Origin of the sequence: Pseudomonas flexibilis (assembly GCF_000806415.1) — a bacterium.
Lineage (GTDB): Bacteria > Pseudomonadota > Gammaproteobacteria > Pseudomonadales > Pseudomonadaceae > Serpens > Serpens flexibilis.
In genome coordinates this window covers 713249-735185 of sequence record NZ_JTAK01000002.1, presented here as the reverse complement: position 1 = coordinate 735185, position 21937 = coordinate 713249, and the positions used below count along the sequence as shown (strand labels likewise).

Here is a 21937-nt window from a genome sequence, read left to right as displayed (position 1 = left end):
GCATTCCTCAGTGGGGATCGTGGGTAAACGTGCGCGACGTGCTATTCGCTGACCGTCGGCCAGTAGTGGCTGTCCGGCAGGGCGCGGGCACCGAAGATGGCCTGGCCGACGCGCACCACGGTGGCGCCTTCTTCGATCGCGATTTCGAAATCGCCGGACATGCCCATGGACAGCTCCTCCAGGTCGATACCGGCCGGTGCGTCCTGGCGCAGTCGCTCCCGCAGCTCGCGCAGCCGCACGAAACAGGGACGCACACGGGCCGCATCGGCGGAGAACAACGCCAGGGTCATCAGGCCGCGCACCCGCAGCGCGGAGAACGCCGGCAGCGCGCGCAGGAAGTCGGCGACCGCGTCGGGCGCCAGGCCGTACTTGCTGGCCTCGCCGGAGGTATTCACCTGGACGAACACGTCCAGGTGCCGACCCTCGATCTGCAGGCGCCGGTCCAGGGCCTCGGCCACCCGCAGGCTGTCCAGCGCCTGGAACTCGGCGGCGAAGCGCGCGACCTGCCTGGCCTTGTTGGTCTGCAGGTGGCCGATCACAGACCATTGCAGGTCGCTCAGGTCGGCCATGGCTTCCCATTTGCGCTGCGCCTCCTGCACCTTGTTCTCGCCCAGGAAGCGGCAGCCGGCGGCATAAGCCAGGCGCAGGTGCGCCTCGTCGAAGGTCTTGCTCACCGGCAACAGGCGCACGCCCGCCGGATCGCGCCCGACCCTCCGGCAGGCGTCGGCGATGCGCTGGCGCACGGCGGCCAGGTTGCGCAGGAAGTCCTCGACGCTGTTGGCCTGCGGGTAGCGGCCATGCTGTTCGTGCAGGCGCGGCATCAGTGGGTCCCTCCCGCATTGGCGACCGGCTGGCCGGCCGGCACGCGGCGCGGCAAACGGCCGTTGAGCACGGCGAATGCCGCCAGCCCGATCACCAGCCCCCAGAACGCCCCGCCGATCCCGAACAGGCTGATATCGGCGGCAGCGGCCAGGAAGGTGATCAGCGCGGCTTCGCGGGATTGGGCATCGGCCATGGCGCTGGCCAGGCTGCCGCCGAGGGTGCCGAGCAGCGCGAGCCCGGCCAGGGTGGTGATGAAGGTCGCCGGGAAGGCCATGAACAGCGCGGCCAGGGTGACGCCGAAAACCCCGACGAGGATGTAGAAGACCCCTGCGGCGACACCGGCGATCCAGCGCTTGGCGGGTTCTTCGTGGGCGTCCTTGCCAGTGCAGATGGCGGCGGTGATCGCGGCGAGGTTGAACGCATGCGAGCCGAACGGCGCCATGAGCAGCGAGCCCAGCCCGGTGACGGTGACAATCGGGTTGACGCTGGTGCGGAAGCCGTCGTTGCGCAGCACCAGCATGCCGGGCATGTACTGGCCGGTCAGGGTGATCAGGAACAGTGGCAGCGCCACGCTGAGCAAGGCGTTCAGCGAGAAGACCGGCAGGGTGAACACCGGTGCCGCGAGCCGCAGCTCCAGCCCGGACAGGTCCACCCGCCCCTGGAGCAGCAGGAAGGCCAGGCCGAGCAGCAGAATCCCCACCACTGCGTAGCGCGCGCTCAGGCGCTTGAGTACCACATAGGCGCCAATCAGCAGCGCGGCCAGCAGCGGATCGACGCTCACGCCGGCGAAGGCGCCGATGCCGAACTGCAGCAGGATACCCGCCAGCAACCCCGCGGCCACCCCCGGCGGAATCATGCGGATGACCTTCTCGAAATAGCCGGACACGCCCAGCAGCACGAAGGCGGCGGCCGAGACAAGGTAGGCGCCGACCGCCTCGGCATAGGGCGTCGTCGCCAGGGCGACGACCAGGAATGCCGCCGCCGGAGTCGACCAGGCGGTAATGATCGGCTCGCGGAACCGCCAACTGAGCACCAGCCCGCTCAGCCCCACGCCGATCGATACCGACCACACCCAGGAAGCCGTCAGCTCAGGGCTCAGCCCCGCCACCTGGGCCGCCTGGAAGACCAGAATGAAGGTGCCGCCATAGTTGACGATCACCGAGACCAGCCCGGCGACGATCGGATGGACGAGATCGCGGAGGCGAACCGCGGATGGGGAGACAGGGGACGACATGGCTTCAGGTGGCTCCTGGCAACACGAGGCTGGAATTGGCGGCTGATTTATAGCGCGGTAATGGTCCGTAGAACCCGTACACTTTCCATCAGATAACCAGACCACTTTCCCGCCTGGGCTGCCGCAGGGGTACGTCGAGAAACTCCTTCTGCGCTGAGCGCAACCATGGATAAACTGGCCCGCTTCCGCCGGCCGGTTTTTTTGTTCAGGGCAGACCACTTCGTGAAAACCTTCGAGCTCGAAACGCTGAAGATGCGGCTCAACGATGCCGAGCTTCAGCGCCTGGATCTGCATCAGCGCATTCAGCGCGCCCTGCGCGCGCTGATCCTCGACGGCGCACTGGCCCCCGGCCTGAAACTGCCGGCCACCCGCTCCCTGGCCACATCGCTGGGGGTCGCCCGCGACACGGTCGAAAACGCCTATGTGCAACTGCACCGTGACGGTTTCATCGTGCGACGCGAGGGCTCGGGCAGCTACGTGGCCGAGACGCTCGGCAACGAGTTGCAGGGGATCGCGCGCCAGCGCCCAAGGCCACGGGAGGCCCGACGCAGCGAGACGGCGGCGGCGGAACCCGGCCTGAGCCGGCGTGGGCGCATGATTCTGGACAGCGGCGGGGTCAGCGATCAGCAGGTGGTCAGGGCGTTCGCCACCGGTCTGCCGGAGACCCGCACCTTCCCCATCGATGTCTGGCTACGCCTGCAACGCCAGGCCATGAAGGACTATCGGGCCACCGTCCTGCTGCATGGCGACCCGCAGGGCGCCGAGCCGCTGCGCAAGGCCATCGCCACCTACCTGAACCTGGAACGCGGGGCCGCGTGCACCCCGGAGCAGATCCTGGTACTCAGCAGTACCCGCCAGGCGCTGTTCCTGTGCGCCCAGTTGCTGGTCGATGCCGGCAAGCCGATCCTGCTGGAAAACCCCGGCTACTACGGCGCCCGGAAAGCCTTCGAAAGCGCCGAGGCCAGGGTCGTGCCCATCGATGTCGATGCGCTGGGCATTCGCACCGACCTGCTGCGCGCGGACCGCAGCGGCGCCAATTGCGTCTACGTGACGCCCTCCCACCAGTACCCCACCGGGGCGACCCTGCCACTGGCGCGCCGGCTCGAGCTGGTCAACTGGGCGGCGGAAAACGGCAGGTGGATCATCGAGGACGACTACGACAGCGAGTTTCACTACGACGGCTTGCCAACCGCCTGTGTGCAGGGCCTGGACAAGTACCAGCGCACCCTCTACGTGGGCACGTTCAGCAAGACACTCTCTCCGGGCCTGCGCCTGGGTTACATGGTGTTGCCCCAGCCCCTGGTAAGAGCGTTCACCCATGCGCGCAGCATCATGGACGGACACACCCCGCAGATCCTTCAGCTGACCCTGGCGCGCTTCATGGAAGACGGCCATTACAACGCCCATGTGCGGGCCATGCGCAAACTGTACGCGGGCCGACGGGCCAGCATGTTCGAGGCCATCGGCAGGCATCTGGACGGTATCGCCACCGCCATGCGACCCCCGGGCGGCTTGCAGATGCCTTGCCTGCTGGATGAGGGCTGGTCGGAGGAAAGGACCATCCGCCTGGCCGCCAACGCCGGCGTGCAGTTGCCCGGTCTCAGTCGACTGTATGCCGGGGAGGAACGGAAACAGGGTTGGCTGCTGGGCTATTCATCCTTGAACGCCATGGAAATCGAAGCCGCCATGCTGCGCCTGGCCAAGGCGCTGCGCAGCAAATAGGCCCTGCGGCGCGACTCCCTGCGACATTGCCGCGCCTGCCGTCAGTGGACACCGTAATGGCAAAACAGTAGCGTTCGCCGGCCCCCCCAGCCCACCCTCAGGTAGTGAAATGAAATCGAGCCTCGCGAAACCCCTGCTGTTTTTGTGCGCGCTGCTGTTCGCCGGTCCTGGCGTGGCCGGCTGCGGCGAGATGCAGGGCATGTGCCTGGTGATCAGCGGGGGCGAGGAAACCGAGCGGGTGTGCGGCGTAACCGTATGCGCCAATGTCCATTCGTACTGGGCGCAGTGGGACATCGGCGGCGGCGAAAGTGCGGTCAGCGTGAGCGCCACCGAGGACACGTCCTCGATCAGCCTGGACGGTGAGCCCGGCTTTCCCGTGCCGCAATCCATCGTGCAAGACGGCCTGACCTGCTACAGCACGCAGAACCTGGCAAAGATCTACTGCGCGAAAGATATCCCGATGTAGGGCGGGCCGATCCGTCTCGATACGACGGATCGCGGCCCGTGCGCCAGCGTCAGAACAGCGCCTTGAATGCGAAGACCAGCAGCACGATCGGCACGACCAGAATCAGCAGCCCCAGCAGTGTGGTTCCCAGGGCGCGCCATGCGGAGAAACCCTGGACCTGGCCAAGGCTCTTGAGCAGCAGCACCAACGCCCAGCACCCCAGCACCGCCTCGGCGACCTTGAATGACAGGAAGAGCAATGGGCTGGCGGCAACACTGGGTGCCGAGTGGCTGAACAGCTCGGTGCCAAAAATCAGCAGCTCGGGAATCCACAGCAACAGCGACCAGGCAATCGGCACCATCGACCAGGCAAGCGCCATGCCGATCGCCTCTCTCGATGCGCGGCCTCCCAGCCATTTGCCTGTCCAGCCCAGAATGATCGACCCGAGATAAAGCATGAGGGGGCCGAAAATGACACTGGTCACCAGGGCCATCACCAGGATCAACGGCAACGGCGAGGTATCCCCCAGGCCTTTGCTGCTCGCTCGGTTCAGCGCATCGGAAAGAGCGGCCAGGGTGGGGAGCAGCACGACGCTTCGCCCGGGGTCGTGCTCGACGAGCCATTGAACGGTCGAGCGCGGCTTCGTCCACATCGATAGCCAGGGATTGAGCACTGTTGTTTCTGCCATGTCGTCGTCCGTTCAGTTCAGCGGGTACGACCGATACGGCGACAGTCGACAGGGCGGACTTAAGGAAACCGCGCCGGCATTCGCGTCACCACGCGGGAGCGATCGCCTTTCACACGCGAAACTCCAGCTCGAAGGTCGTCCAACCCTCCGCGCTGTGACAGCGGATCCTTCCCCGGTGCGCCTCGACGATCGAGCGGGTGATGGCCAGGCCCAGGCCGGCGTTGCCGGGGTGGCCTTCGCGGCGGGCCGGGTCGACCCGGTAGAAGCGGTCGAACAGGCGCTCCAGATGCTCGGCGGCGATGGTGCCGCCGGGGTTGGCCAGCGCCAGGCACACGCTGTGTTCGCTCTGCCGCAGGGTCAGGCGGATGCTGCCGCCGTCAGGCGTGTAGCGCAGCGCGTTGGACAGCAGGTTGGAGAGTGCCCGGCGCAGCATCAGCACGTCGCCCTGCAGCGTGGCCTCGCCGCTCAGTTCGAAACGGATGCCGCGTTCCTCCGCGGACAGCTCGTAGAAATCCAGCAGACTGGCGCACAGCTCATGCAGCGCCACCGGCCGCTGCTCGGGGATGATCAGCCCGTTGTCGGCCTTGGCCAGGAACAGCATGTCGTCGATCATCCGCGCCATGCGCCGCAGTTCTTCCAGGTTGGAATGCAGGTTCTCCTGATAGTCCTCGACGCTGCGCGCGCGGGTCAGCACCACCTCGGTGTGGGTCAGCAGGTTGGTGACCGGGGTGCGCAGTTCGTGGGCGATGTCCGCCGAGAAGTTGGACAGGCGCACGAAGGAGTCCTCCAGGCGGGCCAGCATGGCGTTGAACGCCCGCACCAGCGCGCGCAGCTCGGCCGGCACCTCCTGCTCGATGCGCTCTTCCAGCGAACGGGCCGACACCGAGGCGATCACCTCGGTCACCTGGCGCAGCGGGCGCAGGCCGCTGCGCACCAGCAACCAGCCCAGCAGCACGCTGAGCAGCGCCGCCAGCCCCAACCCGGCCCACAACCAGCCGGCCAACTGGTGGGAGAACACCTGATGGGTGGTGACATCCAGCATCAGCTGGATGCTCACCGGCCGCTGGCCCACCACGACGTTCCTTTCCAGTCCCCGCCAGGCGCGTCCCTCGTACCGCCACTCGCCGGAGCCGGCGCCGAACGGGGCCGCGCCCCGCTCCGGCGTGGCGAACAGCGGGCGCCCGTCTTCAAGGATGCGCGCCTGTAGGTCGGCCTGGCCGCTGAACAGCGCGCGCAGCTGCCCGTCGCGGCTCGCCGGCGGCGCCTCACGCAGCAGGCGTTCGGCCGCGGCGGCGGCGACGCTCAGGGTCTGCTGGTCCAACTCGTCGAAATGGTGCTGGCTGAGGTGGTTGAAGAAGAACCCCGAGCCCGCCAGCACCCCGGCCACCGCCAGCATGAACAGCAGGCTCAGCCGCGCGGTGAGCGACAGGCGCCTCATGACGGCTCGGGCTCGTCGAGCATGTAGCCCATGCCGCGCGCGGTGTGGATCAGCTTGGGCTCGAAGTCGTCGTCGATCTTGGCGCGCAGCCGGCGGATGGCCACTTCGATCACGTTGGTGTCGCTGTCGAAGTTCATGTCCCACACCTGCGAGGCGATCAGCGACTTGGGCAGCACCTCGCCGCGCCGGCGCAGCAGCAGTTCCAGCAGGGCGAATTCCTTGGCGGTCAGGTCGATGCGCCGCCCGGCGCGCACCGCCCGGCGCTTGAGGAGGTCCACCTCCAGGTCGGCGATGCGCAGCTGGGTGGTCACCGCCGCCGGGTTGCCGCGGCGCAGCAGGCTGCGCACCCGGGCCAGCAGTTCGGAGAAGGCGAAGGGTTTGACCAGGTAGTCGTCGGCGCCCAGCTCCAGGCCCTTGACCCGGTCCTCGACCCGGTCGCGGGCGGTGAGGAACAGCACCGGCATGTCCTGGCCGGCGGCGCGCACCCGGCGCAGCACTTCCCAGCCGTCCAGGCCGGGCAGCATCACGTCGAGGATCAGCAGGTCATACGGCTCGCTCAGCACCTGCTGCACGGCATCCGCGCCGCTGGTGACGCGGTCGACGCTGAAGCCGGCCTCGCCGAGGCCCTGCTGCAGGTAGGTACCGGTTTTCGGCTCGTCTTCGGCGACCAGGAGTTTCATGGGCAACACCCCCCACGGGAAACAGACGCGGGCAGTGTGCAGCGCCCGAACGACGCTGACCACAAGCTGACAGAAAAGTAATCCCGGGCTCAGCCTGATGTCAGCCATCCGACGCTACGGTGCCAACAGGTAAAAGGAATCCCGCCATGCCCAGCCCGCCGAACTCACACCCTGCAAGTGCCGCCGTCCCGGACCGCGATCCCGTGTGCGGCATGACGGTCAAGTCCGACAGTCCCTACCAGGCCCAGCATGCCGGCCAGCGCCTGCGCTTCTGCAGCCAGCACTGCCTGGACCGCTTCGGCGCCGAACCGCACAAGTACCTGTCCGCCCAGCACGCCGATCACGCGCCGGCTGCTACCGCGCCCGACGCAGGGGCGGCCGCCGAATACACCTGTCCGATGCATCCGGAGATCCGCCAGATCGGCCCGGGCACCTGCCCGATCTGCGGCATGGCGCTGGAGCCGGTCATGCCGGAACTGGAAGAAGAGGAAAATCCGGAGCTCAGGGACTTCTCCCGGCGCTTCTGGTGGACCCTGCCGCTGACCCTGATCGTCACCGTGCTGGCCATGGGCGGGCATGCCCTGAACCTGTTCCACGGCGCTGCGCAGAACTGGGTCGAACTCGCGTTGAGCACCCCGGTGGTGCTCTGGGCCGGCTGGCCGTTCTTCGTGCGCGGCGTGCGCTCGGTGCGGCTGCGCAGCCCGAACATGTGGACGCTGATCGGCCTGGGCACCGCCGCCGCCTACCTGTACAGCCTGGTCGCCACCCTGGCTCCCGGCGTGTTTCCCGCCGACTTCGTCCAGGACGGGCGCATCGGCGTGTACTTCGAGGCGGCGGCGGTGATCATCTCGCTGACCCTGCTCGGCCAGATCCTCGAACTCAAGGCGCGCTCGCAGACCTCGGCGGCAATCCGCTCGCTGCTCGGCCTGGCGCCCAAGACCGCGCGGCGCATCAATGCCGACGGCAGCGAAGAAGACATCCCGCTCAGCCACGTGCACAGCGGCGACACCCTGCGCGTGCGACCGGGCGAGAAGGTGCCGGTCGACGGTCTGGTGCTGGAAGGTGAAAGCGCGGTGGACGAGTCGATGCTGACCGGCGAGCCGCTGCCGATCATGAAGCGCGCCGGCGACAGCCTGATCGGCGCCACCCTGAACGCCCACGGCAGCCTGGTGATGCAGGCGCAGAAGGTCGGCAGCGCGACCGTGCTCGCGCAGATCGTGCAGATGGTCGCCCAGGCACAGCGCTCCAAGGCGCCGATGCAACGGCTGGCCGATGTCATCGCCGGTTACTTCGTGCTGGTGGTGATCGGCATCGCCGTGCTCACGTTGTTCGTCTGGGGTCTGTGGGGGCCGGAGCCGAGCTGGGTGTTCGGCCTGATCAACGCGGTGGCGGTGCTGATCATCGCCTGCCCGTGCGCCCTGGGCCTGGCCACGCCGATGTCGGTAATGGTCGCCACCGGCAAGGCGGCGAGCAGCGGCGTGCTGTTCCGCGATGCCGGCGCCATCGAGAACCTGCGCAAGATCGACACGCTGATCGTCGACAAGACCGGCACCCTGACCGAAGGCCGCCCGGCCTTCCACAGCGTCGAGGCCGCGCCCGGCTTCACACCCGGCGAGGTACTGCGGCTGGCCGCCAGCCTGGACCAGGGCAGCGAACACCCCCTGGCCCACGCCATCGTCGCTCAGGCCCGCGCCCTGGGCCTGGCGCTGAGCCCCCCCGAGGCGTTCGAGTCGACCTCCGGCATCGGCGTGCGCGGCCAGGTCGAGGGCCGCCGCCTGCTACTGGGCAACACCGCGCTGCTGACCGACGCCGGCGTGGATACCGGCCCGCTGCAGGCCAGCGCCGAACGGCTGCGCGGCGACGGGGTGAGCATCATGTACCTGGCGGTGGACGGCACGCTGGCCGGGCTGCTGGCGGTCGCCGACCCGATCAAGCCGACCTCGCAACTGGCGGTGGAGCGCCTGCAGGCCGACGGCGTGCGGGTGATCATGGCCACCGGTGACGGCCTGACCACCGCCCGCGCGGTGGCCCGCGAGCTGGGCATCGAGGAGGTGCACGGCGAGGTCAAGCCGCAGGACAAGGAGCGCCTGGCCGCCACTCTGCAACAGCAGGGTCACCGCGTGGCCATGGCCGGCGACGGCATCAACGACGCCCCGGCCCTGGCGCGCGCCGACATCGGCATCGCCATGGGCACCGGCACCGACGTGGCGATGAACAGCGCCCAGGTCACGCTGGTCAAGGGCGACCTGCTCGGCATCCTGCGCGCGCGCAGTATGTCGGTGGCCACCGTGCGCAACATGCACCAGAACCTGACGTTCGCCTTCCTCTACAACACGCTGGGCATTCCGCTGGCCGCCGGCCTGCTCTATCCGCTGACCGGCCTGCTGCTGTCGCCGCTGATCGCCGCGCTGGCCATGAGCCTGAGCTCGGCCTCGGTGGTGTTCAACGCGCTGCTCCTGCGCAAGGTTTCCATCGACTGATCCGGAGAAGTTCCATGCACCCCAGACTGCGTATCGCGGCCCTCGCCGCCCTGCTGCTGAGCGGCGCCGCCCAGGCGGCCGAACCCCTGACCATCGACGTGCACCGCGACGCCAATTGCGGCTGCTGCAAGGACTGGATCGTCTACCTCAAGGACAACGGTTTCACGGTGCGCGACCACGTCGAGCGCGACATCGGCGCGGTCAAACAGAAGCTGGGCGTGCAGCCGCGCCTGGCCTCCTGCCACACCGGCGTGATCGACGGCAAGTTCGTCGAGGGCCACGTGCCGGTGGCGCAGATTCACGCCCTGCTCAAGCGCCCCGACCTGCGCGGCATCGCCGTGCCAGGCATGCCCGCCGGCTCGCCGGGCATGGACTACGGCCAGCCGCACGAGGCGTATCAGGTGCTCGGCCTCAACCGCGCCGGGCAGGACGAGGTGCTGGCCAGCTACCCGGCGCCGAAGGTGCCGCGCCGCTGAGCTGACGAAAACGTAATCGACGCTTCAGCCTGCCGTCAGCGGCGCTGCCGCAGGCTGGGGGTAGATCGCAATGCCAGAGGATTTCCCCATGCAATCCCGCCTGTTGGCGCTGGCACTGACCAGCGCCCTGTTCGCCGGCACGCCCGTGATGGCCGCCACCGTCTATGTCGCCAACGAAGGCGCCGGCAGCCTGACCATCATCGACGAGGACGCCGCGTCCACCCGCACCGTCGCCCTGGAGGTGCTACCCCACAACGTGGATCTGACCCCCGATGGCAAGTCCCTGCTGATTGTCGGCATGCCCGCTGGCCAGGCGCATGGCCACGGCGGGCATGGCGGGCATGACGAAGGCGGTCGCCTGTTGGTGCTGGATGCGCTGAATCCCGACGCCCCGGCAATCCCGATTGCCATCGGCGGTCACCTGGCCCACGTGGTGCCCGATGCCAGCGGCAAATGGGTATTCATCACCGATGCAGACAGCCATGCGGTGCTGGTCGTCGACCTCGTCACCAGGCGGGTCGCGGAGCGCATCGCGGTAGGTCGCTACCCTCACGGCCTGCGCCTGTCGCCGGACGGCCGCAGCCTGGCGGTGGCCAACCGCGACAGCGGCGATGTCAGCCTGATCGACGTGCAGCGCCGCAAAGAAGTCGCGCGCATCGCGGTCGGCAAGAAACCGGTGCAGGTCGCCTTCGCCCCCGACGGCCAGCGCCTGTTCGTGTCCCTCAGTGGCGAAGACGCGGTGGCGGCGGTCGATCCGCGTCAGCGCTCGCTGCTCGACACCTACCCGGTCGGCCCCGGTCCCATCCAGCTGTCCGTCTCGCCCGATGGCAAGCAACTGGTGGTGGCCAACCAGGGCAGCGCACAGGCGCCCGGACACAGCCTGTCGGTCCTGGATGCCCGCAGCGGCCGGCTCCTGGCCAGCCCGGAGGTCGGCAAGGGCGCCCACGGCGTGTCCATCGCCGAGGGCGGCAGCCGCGCCTACATCAGCAACGCCTTCGACGCCAGCGTGTCGGTGGTCGACCTGAACAGCCACCGGGAGTTGACCCGCTACCCGACCGCCGCTGGCCCCAACGGCATCGTGGCGCGCTGAGTTCGCGCACCTTCTTGACTCATAAGGACATCCGCTCGCATGCATTCCACGACTTCACGACGCACCTTGCTCAAGGGCCTCGCCGCCGGCGGCGCCTTCGCCGGCCTGGGCCTGTGGCGCCAGCCGGTCTGGGCGCTGACCAGCCCCGGGCAGCCGACCGTGCTGGCCGGCACCGAGTTCGACCTGACCATCGACGCGCTGGACGTCGACTTCACCGGCAAGCGGCGCACCGCCATGGCCATCAACGGCTCGATTCCCGGCCCGCTGCTGCGCTGGCGCGAAGGCGACACCGTGACCCTGCGCGTGCGCAACCGCCTGCCGGTGGACACCTCGATCCACTGGCACGGCATCCTGCTGCCGGCCAACATGGACGGCGTGCCGGGTTTCAGCTTCGCCGGCATCGCGCCGAACGGCCTGTACGAATACCGCTTCCGGGTGAAGCAGCACGGCACCTACTGGTACCACAGCCATTCCGGCTTCCAGGAGCAGCTCGGCGTGTACGGCCCGCTGATCATCGAGCCACGGCAGCCCGAGCCCCACCGCTACGAACGCGACTACGTAGTGATGTTCTCCGACTGGACCGACGAGAACCCCGCGCGGGTGCTGGCCAAGCTGAAGAAGCAGTCCGACTACTACAACGAGCACCGCCGCACCGTCGGCGACTTCATCCGCGACGTGGCCGACCAGGGCTGGAGCGCAACGCTGGGTGACCGCTGGGCCTGGGCACGGATGAACATGAGCCCCACGGACCTGGCCGACGTCAGCGGCGCCACCTACACCTACCTGCTCAATGGCCGCACGCCGGCGAATCCCTGGAGCGGGTTGTTCAAGCCGGGCGAGCGCATTCGCCTGCGCCTGATCAACGGCTCGGCGATGAGCTACCTGGATTTCCGCATCCCGGGCCTGAAGCTCACCGTGATCGCCGCCGACGGCCAGCCGGTCGAGCCGGTGCAGGTGGACGAACTGCGCCTGGCGGTGGCGGAAACCTATGACGTGCTGGTCGAACCCGGCGACCAACCGGCCTACAGCCTGTTCGCCCAGGCCATGGATCGCAGCGGCTATGCCTGCGGCACGCTGGCGGTGCGCGACGGCCTGCGCGCGCCGGTGCCGGCCGTGGACCCGCGCCCGGTGCTGAGCATGGCGGACATGGGCCACGGCGAGCATGGGGCGCACGGTCAGGCGGCCGGTATGGATCACGGTTCCCACGGTTCGATGGCGGATATGGATCACAGCGCTCACGGCGCCATGGCGGGCCTAGATCAGGGCACGGTGACGCACCCGGCCAGCGAGGCGGGCAACCCGTTGCTCGACATGCAGACCATGATGCCGGTGGCCAAGCTGGACGATCCGGGCATCGGCCTGCGCGACAACGGGCGCCGGGTGCTGACCTACGCCGACCTGCGCAGCCGCTTCGCCGACCCCGACGGTCGCCAGCCGGGGCGCACCCTGGAGCTGCACCTGACCGGCCATATGGAGCGCTTCGCCTGGTCGTTCGACGGCGTGCCGTTCGCCGATGCCGAGCCGATCCGCCTGAAGTACGGCGAGCGCCTGCGCATGGTGCTGGTCAACGACACCATGATGCATCACCCCATCCACCTGCACGGCCTGTGGAGCGACCTGGAGGACCAACAGGGCAACTTCCTGGTGCGCAAGCACACCATCGACATGCCACCCGGTTCCCGGCGCAGCTTTCGCGTCACCGCCGACGCGCTGGGCCGCTGGGCCTTCCACTGCCACCTGTTGATGCACATGGACCTCGGCATGTTCCGCGAATTCCGCGTGGAAGAATGAGGAAGCCGATGATGAACCTCCGCAGCACATCCCATTTCGCTTCGCTGACCGTCGGCCTGCTGCTTACCACACAGGCGCTGGCACAAGGTGCCCACGATGGCCACCATCCGCCGAGCACACCCTCACCCAGTGCCGACGAACATCGCCACCACCGTGCGCCAGCGCACGGCGCTGGCCGCACGCCGATCCCGGCGCCAACCGCCGCCGACCGCGCCGCCGCCTTCCCCGACCTGCCGCCGCACGCCATGCACGCGGGCGGGACCAACTTCCTGCTGCTTGCCGACCAGCTGGAATGGCGAGATGCCGACGACGGCAACGCCCTGGCCTGGGACATCGACGGCTGGATCGGCGGCGACATCAACCGCCTGGCGGTGCGCTCGGAAGGCGAGCGCATCGATGGCCACACCGAGGAAGCCGAACTGCAGTTGTTGTGGAGCCACGCCATCGGCCCCTGGTGGGAAAGCGTGCTCGGCGTGCGTCAGGACTTCAAGCCGGGCTCGCCGCAGACCTGGGCGGTGGCGGGTGTCCAGGGCATGCCGTTGTACGGCCTGGAAACCGAAGTCAGCGCGTTCTTCGGCGAAGGCGGCCAGACCGGCCTGCGCCTGGCCGCCGACTACGACATCCTGCTGACCAACCGGCTGATCCTGCAGCCGGCCGTGGAGCTCAACCTGCACGGCCGCAACGACGCGGCACGCGGCGTTGGCGCGGGCTTCAGCGATGTGGAGGCCGGCCTGCGGCTGCGCTACGAGATCACCCGGCAGTTCGCCCCCTACCTGGGCGTGAGCTGGCAGCGCGCCTATGGCAACACGGCGGATTACCTGCGCCGCGCGGGAGAGGATCGCGAAGAAACCGCCGTGGTCGCCGGGGTTCGTTTCTGGTTTTGAGGCCCGCGACCGCTACCGGCCAGGGGCGTTTGGCTGCGCGCCAGGACGCAAAGTTCCGCGTTTTGTAAGGACGGCTTAAAAAGTCGGTAAAGCCGTGCAGCTCGTCGGCCGAGGGCTTGTTTCGGCACCCTCGGGCAGCGAGCATCGCCCCGTCATTTTTCTGAGGCCACATCTGATGAAGAAGCATGCCCCGATTGTTTTCCTGACCCTCGGCCTGTTCAGCGGCGCCGCCTTTGCCGGCAATAACACCGAAGCCGCCGTCGGTGGAGCGCTGGGTGGCGTGATGGGCAGCGTGGTCGGCGGACACCTTGGCGGCAGCACCGGCGCGGTGATCGGCGCCGGGGTCGGTGGTGCTGCCGGCAGTGCCGTTGGCGCCGACAAGCGCTCTCGCACCGAAGCCGCTGTCGGCGGTGGACTGGGCGCGGCCGGTGGCAATGTGCTGGGCCAGCAGGTCGGCGGTACCAATGGCGGCCTGCTGGGTGCCGCTGTGGGTGGCGCCGCCGGCGGCGCGCTGGGCAATGCCTACGGCGATGATGACCGACGCGATTACCGTGGCGACCGTCGCCATGTGCGCCACGATCACAAGCACAAACGCGGCCGGGGCCATTACAAGGAGCAGTGGCACCACAAGTACCGCTGAGTCATTCCCCTCTCCCCGGCCGGGTGAGAGGGGATAACGCCTCTGCTCCAAAACAGGGAGCGCGACGGGCGCTTCGCCCCATCAGGGATCATTCGTCGAGCCCGTCGCGCCTGCCCTCATTCGCCGCCAAACCCCTCTGCATCGGGCATTGCCGCACGTCATTCCGTCGCTGGCACGCTCCCTGCTAACTCCCAGGCAGGGTCAGCGAAGACCCCGTTATTCAGGTGATCCGGGCAACGGCGCTCGGCCAACACCACCCCACATCGAATCACCAGGCAAAGGCGCCTGGAGCTCTCAACGGCTCCAGGCGCCTTTTTGCGTTTCGGCCGGCGGAACACCGGCCGGCAAAGGCAGAGGAAGGACACATGAACATCGTCATCATCGGCAACGGCATGGTGGGTCATCACTGCGTCGCCCGTCTGGCCGAGCAGGGTGCGCTCGAGCGGTTCCAGGTGCGGGTGCTCGGCGAAGAGCGCCAGCGCGCCTACGACCGGGTGCACCTGTCCGAATACTTCGGCGGCCGGGATGCCGAGTCGCTGGCGCTGTGCGAGGCGGATTTCTACGCCCGCCACGGCGTGCAGCTGCACCTGGGCGAGGCGGTGACCGCCATCGACCGCGCCCGCAACGAAGTGGTGACCGCACAGGGCCGCTACGCCTACGACCATCTGGTGCTGGCCACCGGCTCCTACCCGTTCGTGCCGCCGATTCCCGGTGCCGAGGGCACGTCCCGGCTGGTCTACCGCACCCTGGATGATCTCGACCTCATCCGCGCCGCCGCCCAGGGCGCCCGGCGCGGCGTGGTGGTCGGCGGCGGTCTGCTCGGTCTGGAAGCGGCCAACGCACTGAAGTCGCTGGGCCTGGAGGCCCATGTGGTGGAATTCGCCCCGCGCCTGATGCCGGTGCAGCTGGACGAGCTGGGCGGCGAGGCGCTCAGGGCGCGCATCGAGGCCCTCGGCGTCGGCGTGCACCTGTCGCGCGCCACCGAAGCCATCGTCGCCGGCAGCCAGTACCGCTACCGCATGGCCTTCAAGGACGGCGACAGCCTGGAAACCGACCTGATCGTGTTCTCCGCCGGCATCCGCCCGCAGGACGCCCTGGGCCGCGCCGCCGGCCTGGAGCTCGGCCCGCGCGGCGGCGTGGCGGTGGACGATCTGTGCCGCAGCAGCGATCCGGCCATCTACGCCATCGGCGAATGCGCGGCCTGGAACGGCAGCGTGTTCGGCCTGGTGGCGCCGGGCTACAGCATGGCGCGCACCGTGGCCGACCAGTTGGCCGGGCGCGAGGCCACGCCGTTCACCGGCGCCGACCTGTCCACCAAGCTCAAGCTGCTCGGCGTGGACGTCGGCTCCATCGGCGATGCCCATGCCGCCACGCCGGGTGCGCGCAGCTACCGCTTCATCGACGAAGCCACGGCCAGCTACCGGCGCCTGGTGGTGTCCGCCGATGGCAAGCGCGTGCTGGGTGCCGTGCTGGTCGGCGACAACAGCTACTACGACACCCTGCTGCAGTACGCGCAGAACGGCATCAAGCTGCCGGCCGACCCGTCCAGCCTGATCCTGCCGGTCTCGGATGGCGTGCCGGCGCTGGGTGCCGATGCCCTGCCCGACACCGCCACCCTCTGTTCCTGCCACAACGTCACCAAGGGCGCGGTGTGCTGCCAGGTGGATGCCGGCGTCACCGACCTGGGCGAGCTCAAAAGCGCCACCAAGGCAGCCACCGGCTGCGGCGGCTGCGCCAGCCTGCTCAAGCAGGTGTTCGAGCATGAGCTGACCGCCCGCGGCGTGGCGGTGGACAAGAGCCTGTGCGAACACTTCGCCCACACCCGCCAGGCGCTGTACGACATCGTCCGCGTCGAAGGCATCGAGCGCTTCGAGGATCTGCTGGCCCGCCACGGCAAGGGCGAGCTGGGCTGCGACATCTGCAAGCCGGCGGTGGGTTCGATCCTCGCCTCCTGCTGGAACCGCCCGATCCAGGATCCGGCACTGGTGCCGCTGCAGGACACCAACGACACCTTCATGGCCAACATGCAGAAGAACGGCACCTACTCGGTGGTGCCGCGCGTGCCCGGCGGCGAGATTACCCCCGAGGGGCTGATCGCCATCGGCCAGGTGGCGAAGAAGTACGACCTCTACACCAAGATCACCGGCGGCCAGCGCATCGACCTGTTCGGCGCGCAACTGCACCAGTTGCCGGACATCTGGGCCGAGCTGATAGACGCCGGCTTCGAGACCGGCCACGCCTACGGCAAGTCGCTGCGCACGGTGAAGTCCTGCGTGGGCAGCACCTGGTGCCGCTACGGCGTGCAGGACAGCGTCGGCATGGCCCTGATCCTGGAGAACCGCTACAAGGGCCTGCGCGCGCCGCACAAGATCAAGTTCGGCGTCTCCGGCTGCACCCGCGAATGCGCCGAGGCGCAGAGCAAGGACATCGGCGTGATCGCCACCGAGAAGGGCTGGAACCTGTACATCTGCGGCAACGGCGGCATGCGCCCGCGCCATGCCGAACTGTTCGCCACCGACCTGGACGACGCCGGCCTGATCCGCACCATCGACCGCGTACTGATGTTCTACATCCGCACCGCCGACAAGCTGCAGCGCACCTCGGTGTGGCGGGAAAGCCTGGACGGCGGCCTGGACTATCTCAAGGCGGTGATCCTCGACGACAGCCTGGGCCTCGGCGCCGAGCTCGAGCGCCAGATGCAACTCGTGGTGGATCGCTACGAATGCGAATGGGCCAACGCACTGAAGGATCCGGAGAAGCTCAAGCGCTTCCGCACCTTCGTCAACGACCACCGCGACGACCCGGACATCCACTTCGTACGCGAACGCGGCCAGCGCCGCCCGGCGCGCGCGTCCGAGCTTTCACTGATTCCCGCCGAGGAGGTGCACTGATGAACATGCTCGCCCCGCTCACCCACTGGCGCACCCTGTGCAGCCGCAATGATCTGGTGGCCAATTCCGGCGTGGTCGCCTGGCTGGACGGCACCCAGGTGGCGCTGTTCCACCTGCCCGGCGACCAGGTCTACGCCATCGAGAACCGCGACCCCAGATCCGGCGCCAACGTCATCGGCCGCGGCCTCGTCGGCTCCCTCAAGGGCCAGGCGGTGGTCGCCGCCCCCCTCTACAAGCAGCACTTCCGGCTGGACGACGGCCTGTGCCTGGAAGACCCGCAGCAACGCCTGCGGGTCTGGCCGGCGCGCCTGAACGGCGACGCCGTGGAAATTGCGTTGGGCTGATTGCCCTCTTTCGGAAGAACAGGAATCCCGTCATGTCCTATATCGTGCCTGCCGAATTCGTCACCAAGATGGTCGACGCCGGCGAATCCAAGATCCACATGTCCACCCGCGACACCCTGATCCGCGCCTTCATGGCCGGCGCCATTCTCGCCCTGGCGGCGGTGTTCGCCGTGACCATCACCGTACAGACCGGCTCGGCGCTGGCCGGCGCCATGCTTTTCCCGGTCGGTTTCGTGATGCTCTACCTGATGGGCTTCGACCTGCTGACCGGGGTGTTCATGCTCACCCCGCTGGCGCTGCTCGACCGCCGTCCCGGCGTCACCGTCGGCGGCATCCTGCGCAACTGGGGCCTGGTGCTCCTCGGCAACTTCGCCGGCGCGCTGACCGTGGCCTTCATGATGGTGTTCGTCTTCACCTACGGCTTCTCCACCGAGCCGGGCGAGGTGGCGCAGAAGCTCTCGCACATCGGCGAGGCGCGCACCCTGGGCTACGCCGAATACGGCGCGGCGGGCTGGGCGACCATCTTCCTGCGCGGCGTGCTGTGCAACTGGATGGTGTCGATGGGCGTGGTCGGCGCGATGATCTCCACCACCGTCGGCGGCAAGGCGATCGCCATGTGGATGCCGATCATGCTGTTCTTCTACATGGGCTTCGAGCACTCGGTGGTGAACATGTTTCTGTTCCCGGCCGGGCTGATGATGGGCGGCGACTTCTCGATCATGGACTACATGCTGTGGAACGAGATCCCCACCGCGCTGGGCAACCTGGTCGGCGGCCTGGCCTTCACCGGCCTGACCCTGTACGCCACCCATGTGCGCACGGCGCCGAAGCGGGCGGTGCTGTAAGGGAGTCGGCGTGCACGAGTCCGTTCCCTCTCCCCTGGCGGGAGAGGGTTAGGGAGAGGGGGATACAGAGTCCACTCACCCTCTCCCCTAGCCCCTCTCCCATCAAGGGAGAGGGGAAATCCCCGCCCGTCAGTACAGTGCCGCCATGCCCACCACCCTCGCCGTCACCGTCGGCCAGTTCTCGGACAAGGGTCGCAAGCCCCTCAACCAGGACTTCCACGGCCTGCGCCTGCCCGATCCCGAGCAGCAGCACAGCAAGGGCATCGCCCTGGCCATCGCCGATGGCATCAGCAGCAGCGAGGTCAGCCACATCGCCAGCGAAACGGCGGTGAAGAGCTTTCTGGAAGACTACTTCTGCACGCCGGACGCCTGGTCGGTGAAGCAATCCGGCCAGCGCGTGCTGGTCGCTGCCAACGCCTGGCTGCATGCCCAGACGCGGCGCGGCCCGTACCGCTATGACCGTGACCGCGGCCATGTCTGCACCTTCAGCGCGCTGGTGCTCAAGTCCACCACCGCGCACCTGTTCCATGTCGGCGATGCGCGCCTCTACCGACTGCGCAACGGCCAGCTGGAGGCGCTCACTGAGGAACATCGGGTCTGGCTGTCGCCGGAGCAGAGCTGTCTGGGTCGCGCCCTGGGCATCAACCCGCATCTGGAAATCGACTACCGCGCCCTGCCCCTGCAGGTCGGCGACCTGTTCCTGCTGCTCACCGATGGCGTGCATGAATGGCTGGACGAGGCGGTACTGCTCGCGCTGATCGATGCCCACGGGGACGATCTGGACGCCACCGCGCGCCGCCTGGTGCTGGAAGCCCATGCCCGGGGCAGCCCGGACAACCTCACCGCCCAACTGGTGCGCATCAATGCCCTGCCTGACGGCGAGGCCGGGGAAGTCCAGCGCCAGCTCGAAGAACTCGCCCTGCCGCCGCTGCTGGAGCCGCCGGCGCGCTTCGACGGCTACCGCATCCTGCGCGAACTGCATGCCAGCAGCCGCAGCCATGTGTACCTGGCCGAGGACGAGCACAGCGGCGAACGGCTGGTGCTGAAGACCCCGTCCCTGGACCTGCGCCACGACCGTGCGTATCTCGAACGCCTGCTGCTCGAGGAATGGATCGCCCGCCGCGTGCACAGCGTGCATGTGGTGCGCGCGCCGGCGACAAGCCGGCCGCGCCAGTACCTGTACAGCGTGGCGGAGTACGTCGAGGGCCAGACGCTGGCCCAGTGGATGACCGATCATCCGCAGCCCTCGCTGGAGCAGGTGCGCGACCTGCTGGAGCAGATCGCCCGCGGGCTGCGCGCCTTTCACCGCCTGGAAATGCTGCACCGCGACCTGCGTCCGGAGAACATCCTGATCGACGCCGGCGGCACCCTGAAGCTGATCGACTTCGGCTCGGCGCAGGTCTCCGGCCTGGCCGAAGGTGGCATGGATCCGGACAACCCGGTGCCCGGCGCGCTGGCCTACACCGCACCGGAGTATTTCCTCGGCGAAGGCAGCAGCGTGCGTTCGGATTTGTTCTCGCTGGGCGTGATCGCCTACCGCCTGCTGGGCGGCGACCTGCCCTACGGCGCCGAAGTGTCCCGTACACGCAGCCGCACCGCCCAGCTGCGCCTGCGCTACCGCCCGCTGTGGCGCGAGGATCGCGACCTGCCGACCTGGGTCGATGACGTGCTGCGCAAGGCTGTGCACCCCAACCCGGCGCGGCGCTACGGCGAGTTGTCGGAATTTCTCCACGACCTGCGCCAGCCGCCGCCGGAACTGCTGCACCGCACGAAAGCACCGCTGCTGCAGCGCCATCCGCTGCGCTTCTGGCAGACGGTGGTGTGGGTGCAGTTGGGGGTGATTGTTCTCTTGCTGTTGCGTTGAGGTCCTCTTCGGGGCCGCCTGCGGCCCCGGACGATGCAACGGCGGCCAAAGCGTTGCCCTGACCGCCCTGCGCCCCCGAACAAACTGTTCAGAGAAACCGATCGAGCAGCCAGGCCATCGCCCAGGCGCCTCCCAGACACACCAGCGCGCTTAGCAGCGCCTTCCTGCGCAGATGACGGATCGCGCCCTCCTTGCCGCGGCTGGAAAGAACGAACGGCTGCGCCTCGCCGGGTTTGGCCAGGCGGTGCCAGTCGGGTTGCCGGGCGGCCTGCCGATGGCGCTGCTCGGCTTCCAGGCGGGCGGCCAGCTGGACCAACCGCCACTCTTCGTCATCCAGGCGACCGTTACCGTTGGCGTCGAAACGGCGCAGCAGGCCGGTGAAATCCGCTTTCCATTCGCGCACCACCGCGCCACGGGCCTGTTCCCCGTCAACGGACTGGCTGGCCGGGCTCTGCGTCTGGAATTCGCCGATGGCATACAGGTACTCGCCCTCGTGCAGGCGTTCCTCGGTATAGCGATACCGGGCGCCGAACAGCCCGTCCAGCAACCCGTAGGAGGCGTCGCGCAACGGGTGGCGCAGCGTGCCCTCCCACACCTGGCGCGTCGCCGGATAAACCTGCGCGCCGCGCGGATCGATCAGGCATTCGCCGGTGCTGTCGGCCAGGCGCAGCCAGGCCTCGCTGCGACCGCTCTCCAACGTCTGCCAGCGGCGCGACCTGCCGCTCGTCCTATAGCGTTCGATCTCGTAGCGCCACCACAGGCACGGCTGTCCGGTGAGTGGCCCGAACTGCGTCTGCTCCGCGGACTGGAGCAGGCCGGCCAGCTCCACATACCCCTGCGCCGCGGAGCGGATCTTCGAGCTGGGCGTGTCCTGCAGATGGCGCGCCTGCGACCAGCAGCGCACGCTGCTCCAGCCGCCGGCCGCACAGGCGAAGACCGCCCCGGCGAACAGCGCCAGCGTATGCACGACATTCATCGCCCCGTCCTCAGCCGAACAGCGCCTTGAGATCCACGTCGGCCTTTTCCGCCTCGCTGAACTGCAACAGGGTCGCGGCGGCGAAGCCGAAGAAACGCGCCAGCAGCACATCCGGGAATTGCTCGATGCGCACGTTGTTCAGATTGACCGCCTCGTTGTACAGCTCGCGCCGGTCGGCGATGCCGCTCTCCAGGGCGCTGATGCGCTGTTGCAGATGGCGGAAGCTCTCATCGGCCTTCAGCTGCGGATAATTCTCGGCCAGCGCGAACAGCTGCCCCAGCCCGGCGCGCAAGCCGCTTTCCGCCTGGCCCAGCGCCTGCACGTCATGCCGCTCGCGGGCGCTGGCCACCGCGTTGCGCGCTGCGATCACCCGCTCCAGCGTGGCGCGCTCGTGCTGCATGTACTGCTTGCAGGTTTCCACCAGCTTGGGCAGCTCTTCATGGCGCTGGCGCAGCAACACGTCGATGTTCGCCCAGGCCTTGCCCACGCCATGCTTCAGGCGCACCAGGCCGTTGTACAGTCCCACCGCATACGCCACGGCGAAGAACGCCACCACCAGAACCACCGCCACCGTCAGACTCGGACTCATGCAACCCCCGCAATGTCGTTGCGCATAAAGTCGCGGAG

General features: G+C 68.3%; 19 protein-coding genes. 12 read left to right on the top strand and 7 right to left on the bottom strand.

Features of this window, described 5'->3' with window-relative positions; genetic code table 11:
• Positions 1–41: 41 nt before the first annotated feature.
• Positions 42–821 carry a YggS family pyridoxal phosphate-dependent enzyme gene (locus PT85_RS07220; protein WP_039606283.1) on the bottom strand — a complete coding sequence of 260 codons (780 nt, stop codon included), beginning with the start codon at positions 819–821 and terminating at the stop codon, positions 42–44.
• Positions 821–2056 carry a benzoate/H(+) symporter BenE family transporter gene (locus PT85_RS07215; RefSeq protein ID WP_039606282.1) on the bottom strand — a complete coding sequence of 412 codons (1236 nt, stop codon included), beginning with the start codon at positions 2054–2056 and terminating at the stop codon, positions 821–823. The genes PT85_RS07220 and PT85_RS07215 overlap by 1 nt, the downstream gene beginning before the upstream one ends.
• Before the next feature lie 252 nt (positions 2057–2308).
• Between PT85_RS07215 and pdxR the strand changes: the two genes are divergently transcribed.
• Both pdxR and PT85_RS07205 read left to right on the top strand, forming a co-directional pair.
• Positions 2309–3778: a MocR-like pyridoxine biosynthesis transcription factor PdxR gene (gene pdxR, locus PT85_RS07210; RefSeq protein ID WP_039606391.1), complete on the top strand. Its 1470-nt coding sequence runs from the start codon at positions 2309–2311 to the stop codon at positions 3776–3778.
• A gap of 109 nt (positions 3779–3887) precedes the next feature.
• Positions 3888–4244, top strand: a complete 357-nt coding sequence (locus PT85_RS07205; RefSeq protein WP_039606281.1) for a hypothetical protein — start codon at positions 3888–3890, stop codon at positions 4242–4244.
• A 49-nt stretch (positions 4245–4293) separates the two neighbouring features.
• Here PT85_RS07205 and PT85_RS07200 read toward each other — a convergent pair whose 3' ends face one another.
• The 3 genes from PT85_RS07200 to PT85_RS07190 form a co-directional block, all read right to left on the bottom strand.
• Complete coding sequence (locus PT85_RS07200) at positions 4294–4911, bottom strand: YIP1 family protein (RefSeq protein ID WP_074467478.1); 618 nt, start codon at positions 4909–4911, stop codon at positions 4294–4296.
• Between the two features lie 109 nt (positions 4912–5020).
• Positions 5021–6349, bottom strand: coding sequence for a heavy metal sensor histidine kinase (locus PT85_RS07195; RefSeq protein ID WP_039606279.1), 1329 nt, complete (start codon positions 6347–6349; stop codon positions 5021–5023).
• Positions 6346–7029: a heavy metal response regulator transcription factor gene (locus PT85_RS07190; protein ID WP_039606278.1), complete on the bottom strand. Its 684-nt coding sequence runs from the start codon at positions 7027–7029 to the stop codon at positions 6346–6348. Before PT85_RS07190 ends, PT85_RS07195 begins: the two co-directional genes overlap by 4 nt.
• Positions 7030–7175: 146 nt before the next feature.
• Here PT85_RS07190 and PT85_RS07185 point away from each other — a divergent pair, with 146 nt between their 5' ends.
• The 10 genes from PT85_RS07185 to PT85_RS07140 all read left to right on the top strand — a co-directional run bounded on the left by PT85_RS07185 (position 7176) and on the right by PT85_RS07140 (position 20334).
• Positions 7176–9509 (top strand): heavy metal translocating P-type ATPase, encoded by a 2334-nt coding sequence (locus tag PT85_RS07185; protein WP_074467479.1) that lies wholly within the window; start codon positions 7176–7178, stop codon positions 9507–9509.
• 14 nt (positions 9510–9523) lie between these two features.
• The gene (locus PT85_RS07180; RefSeq protein ID WP_039606277.1) at positions 9524–9985 is read left to right on the top strand and encodes a DUF411 domain-containing protein; all 462 of its coding nucleotides are present in this window, start codon (positions 9524–9526) and stop codon (positions 9983–9985) included.
• Positions 9986–10073: 88 nt separating this feature from the next.
• Positions 10074–11075 (top strand): YncE family protein, encoded by a 1002-nt coding sequence (locus PT85_RS07175; RefSeq protein ID WP_027591928.1) that lies wholly within the window; start codon positions 10074–10076, stop codon positions 11073–11075.
• Positions 11076–11114: 39 nt separating this feature from the next.
• Positions 11115–12866, top strand: a complete 1752-nt coding sequence (locus tag PT85_RS07170) for a copper resistance system multicopper oxidase (protein ID WP_039606276.1) — start codon at positions 11115–11117, stop codon at positions 12864–12866.
• Between the two features lie 11 nt (positions 12867–12877).
• Positions 12878–13750 (top strand): copper resistance protein B, encoded by an 873-nt coding sequence (locus PT85_RS07165; RefSeq protein ID WP_234702676.1) that lies wholly within the window; start codon positions 12878–12880, stop codon positions 13748–13750.
• A gap of 175 nt (positions 13751–13925) precedes the next feature.
• On the top strand, positions 13926–14390 hold the full coding sequence (locus PT85_RS07160; protein ID WP_039606275.1) for a hypothetical protein: 465 nt from the start codon (positions 13926–13928) through the stop codon (positions 14388–14390).
• 365 nt (positions 14391–14755) lie between these two features.
• On the top strand, positions 14756–17281 hold the full coding sequence (gene nirB / locus PT85_RS07155) for a nitrite reductase large subunit NirB (RefSeq protein WP_039606274.1): 2526 nt from the start codon (positions 14756–14758) through the stop codon (positions 17279–17281).
• On the top strand, positions 17281–17625 hold the full coding sequence (gene nirD / locus PT85_RS07150; RefSeq protein WP_039606273.1) for a nitrite reductase small subunit NirD: 345 nt from the start codon (positions 17281–17283) through the stop codon (positions 17623–17625). Before nirB ends, nirD begins: the two co-directional genes overlap by 1 nt.
• 32 nt (positions 17626–17657) lie before the next feature.
• Positions 17658–18470, top strand: a complete 813-nt coding sequence (locus tag PT85_RS07145; RefSeq protein ID WP_039606272.1) for a formate/nitrite transporter family protein — start codon at positions 17658–17660, stop codon at positions 18468–18470.
• 145 nt (positions 18471–18615) lie between these two features.
• On the top strand, positions 18616–20334 hold the full coding sequence (locus tag PT85_RS07140; protein ID WP_052237628.1) for a bifunctional protein-serine/threonine kinase/phosphatase: 1719 nt from the start codon (positions 18616–18618) through the stop codon (positions 20332–20334).
• Positions 20335–20422: 88 nt separating this feature from the next.
• On the opposite strand, the gene PT85_RS07135 is transcribed toward PT85_RS07140, so the two are convergent.
• The gene (locus PT85_RS07135; protein ID WP_052237627.1) at positions 20423–21310 is read right to left on the bottom strand and encodes a GIDE domain-containing protein; all 888 of its coding nucleotides are present in this window, start codon (positions 21308–21310) and stop codon (positions 20423–20425) included.
• Positions 21311–21320: 10 nt separating this feature from the next.
• A complete protein-coding gene (locus PT85_RS07130; protein WP_039606270.1) occupies positions 21321–21899 on the bottom strand; it encodes a LemA family protein in 579 nt (192 codons plus the stop codon).
• Positions 21900–21937 lie beyond the last annotated feature (38 nt).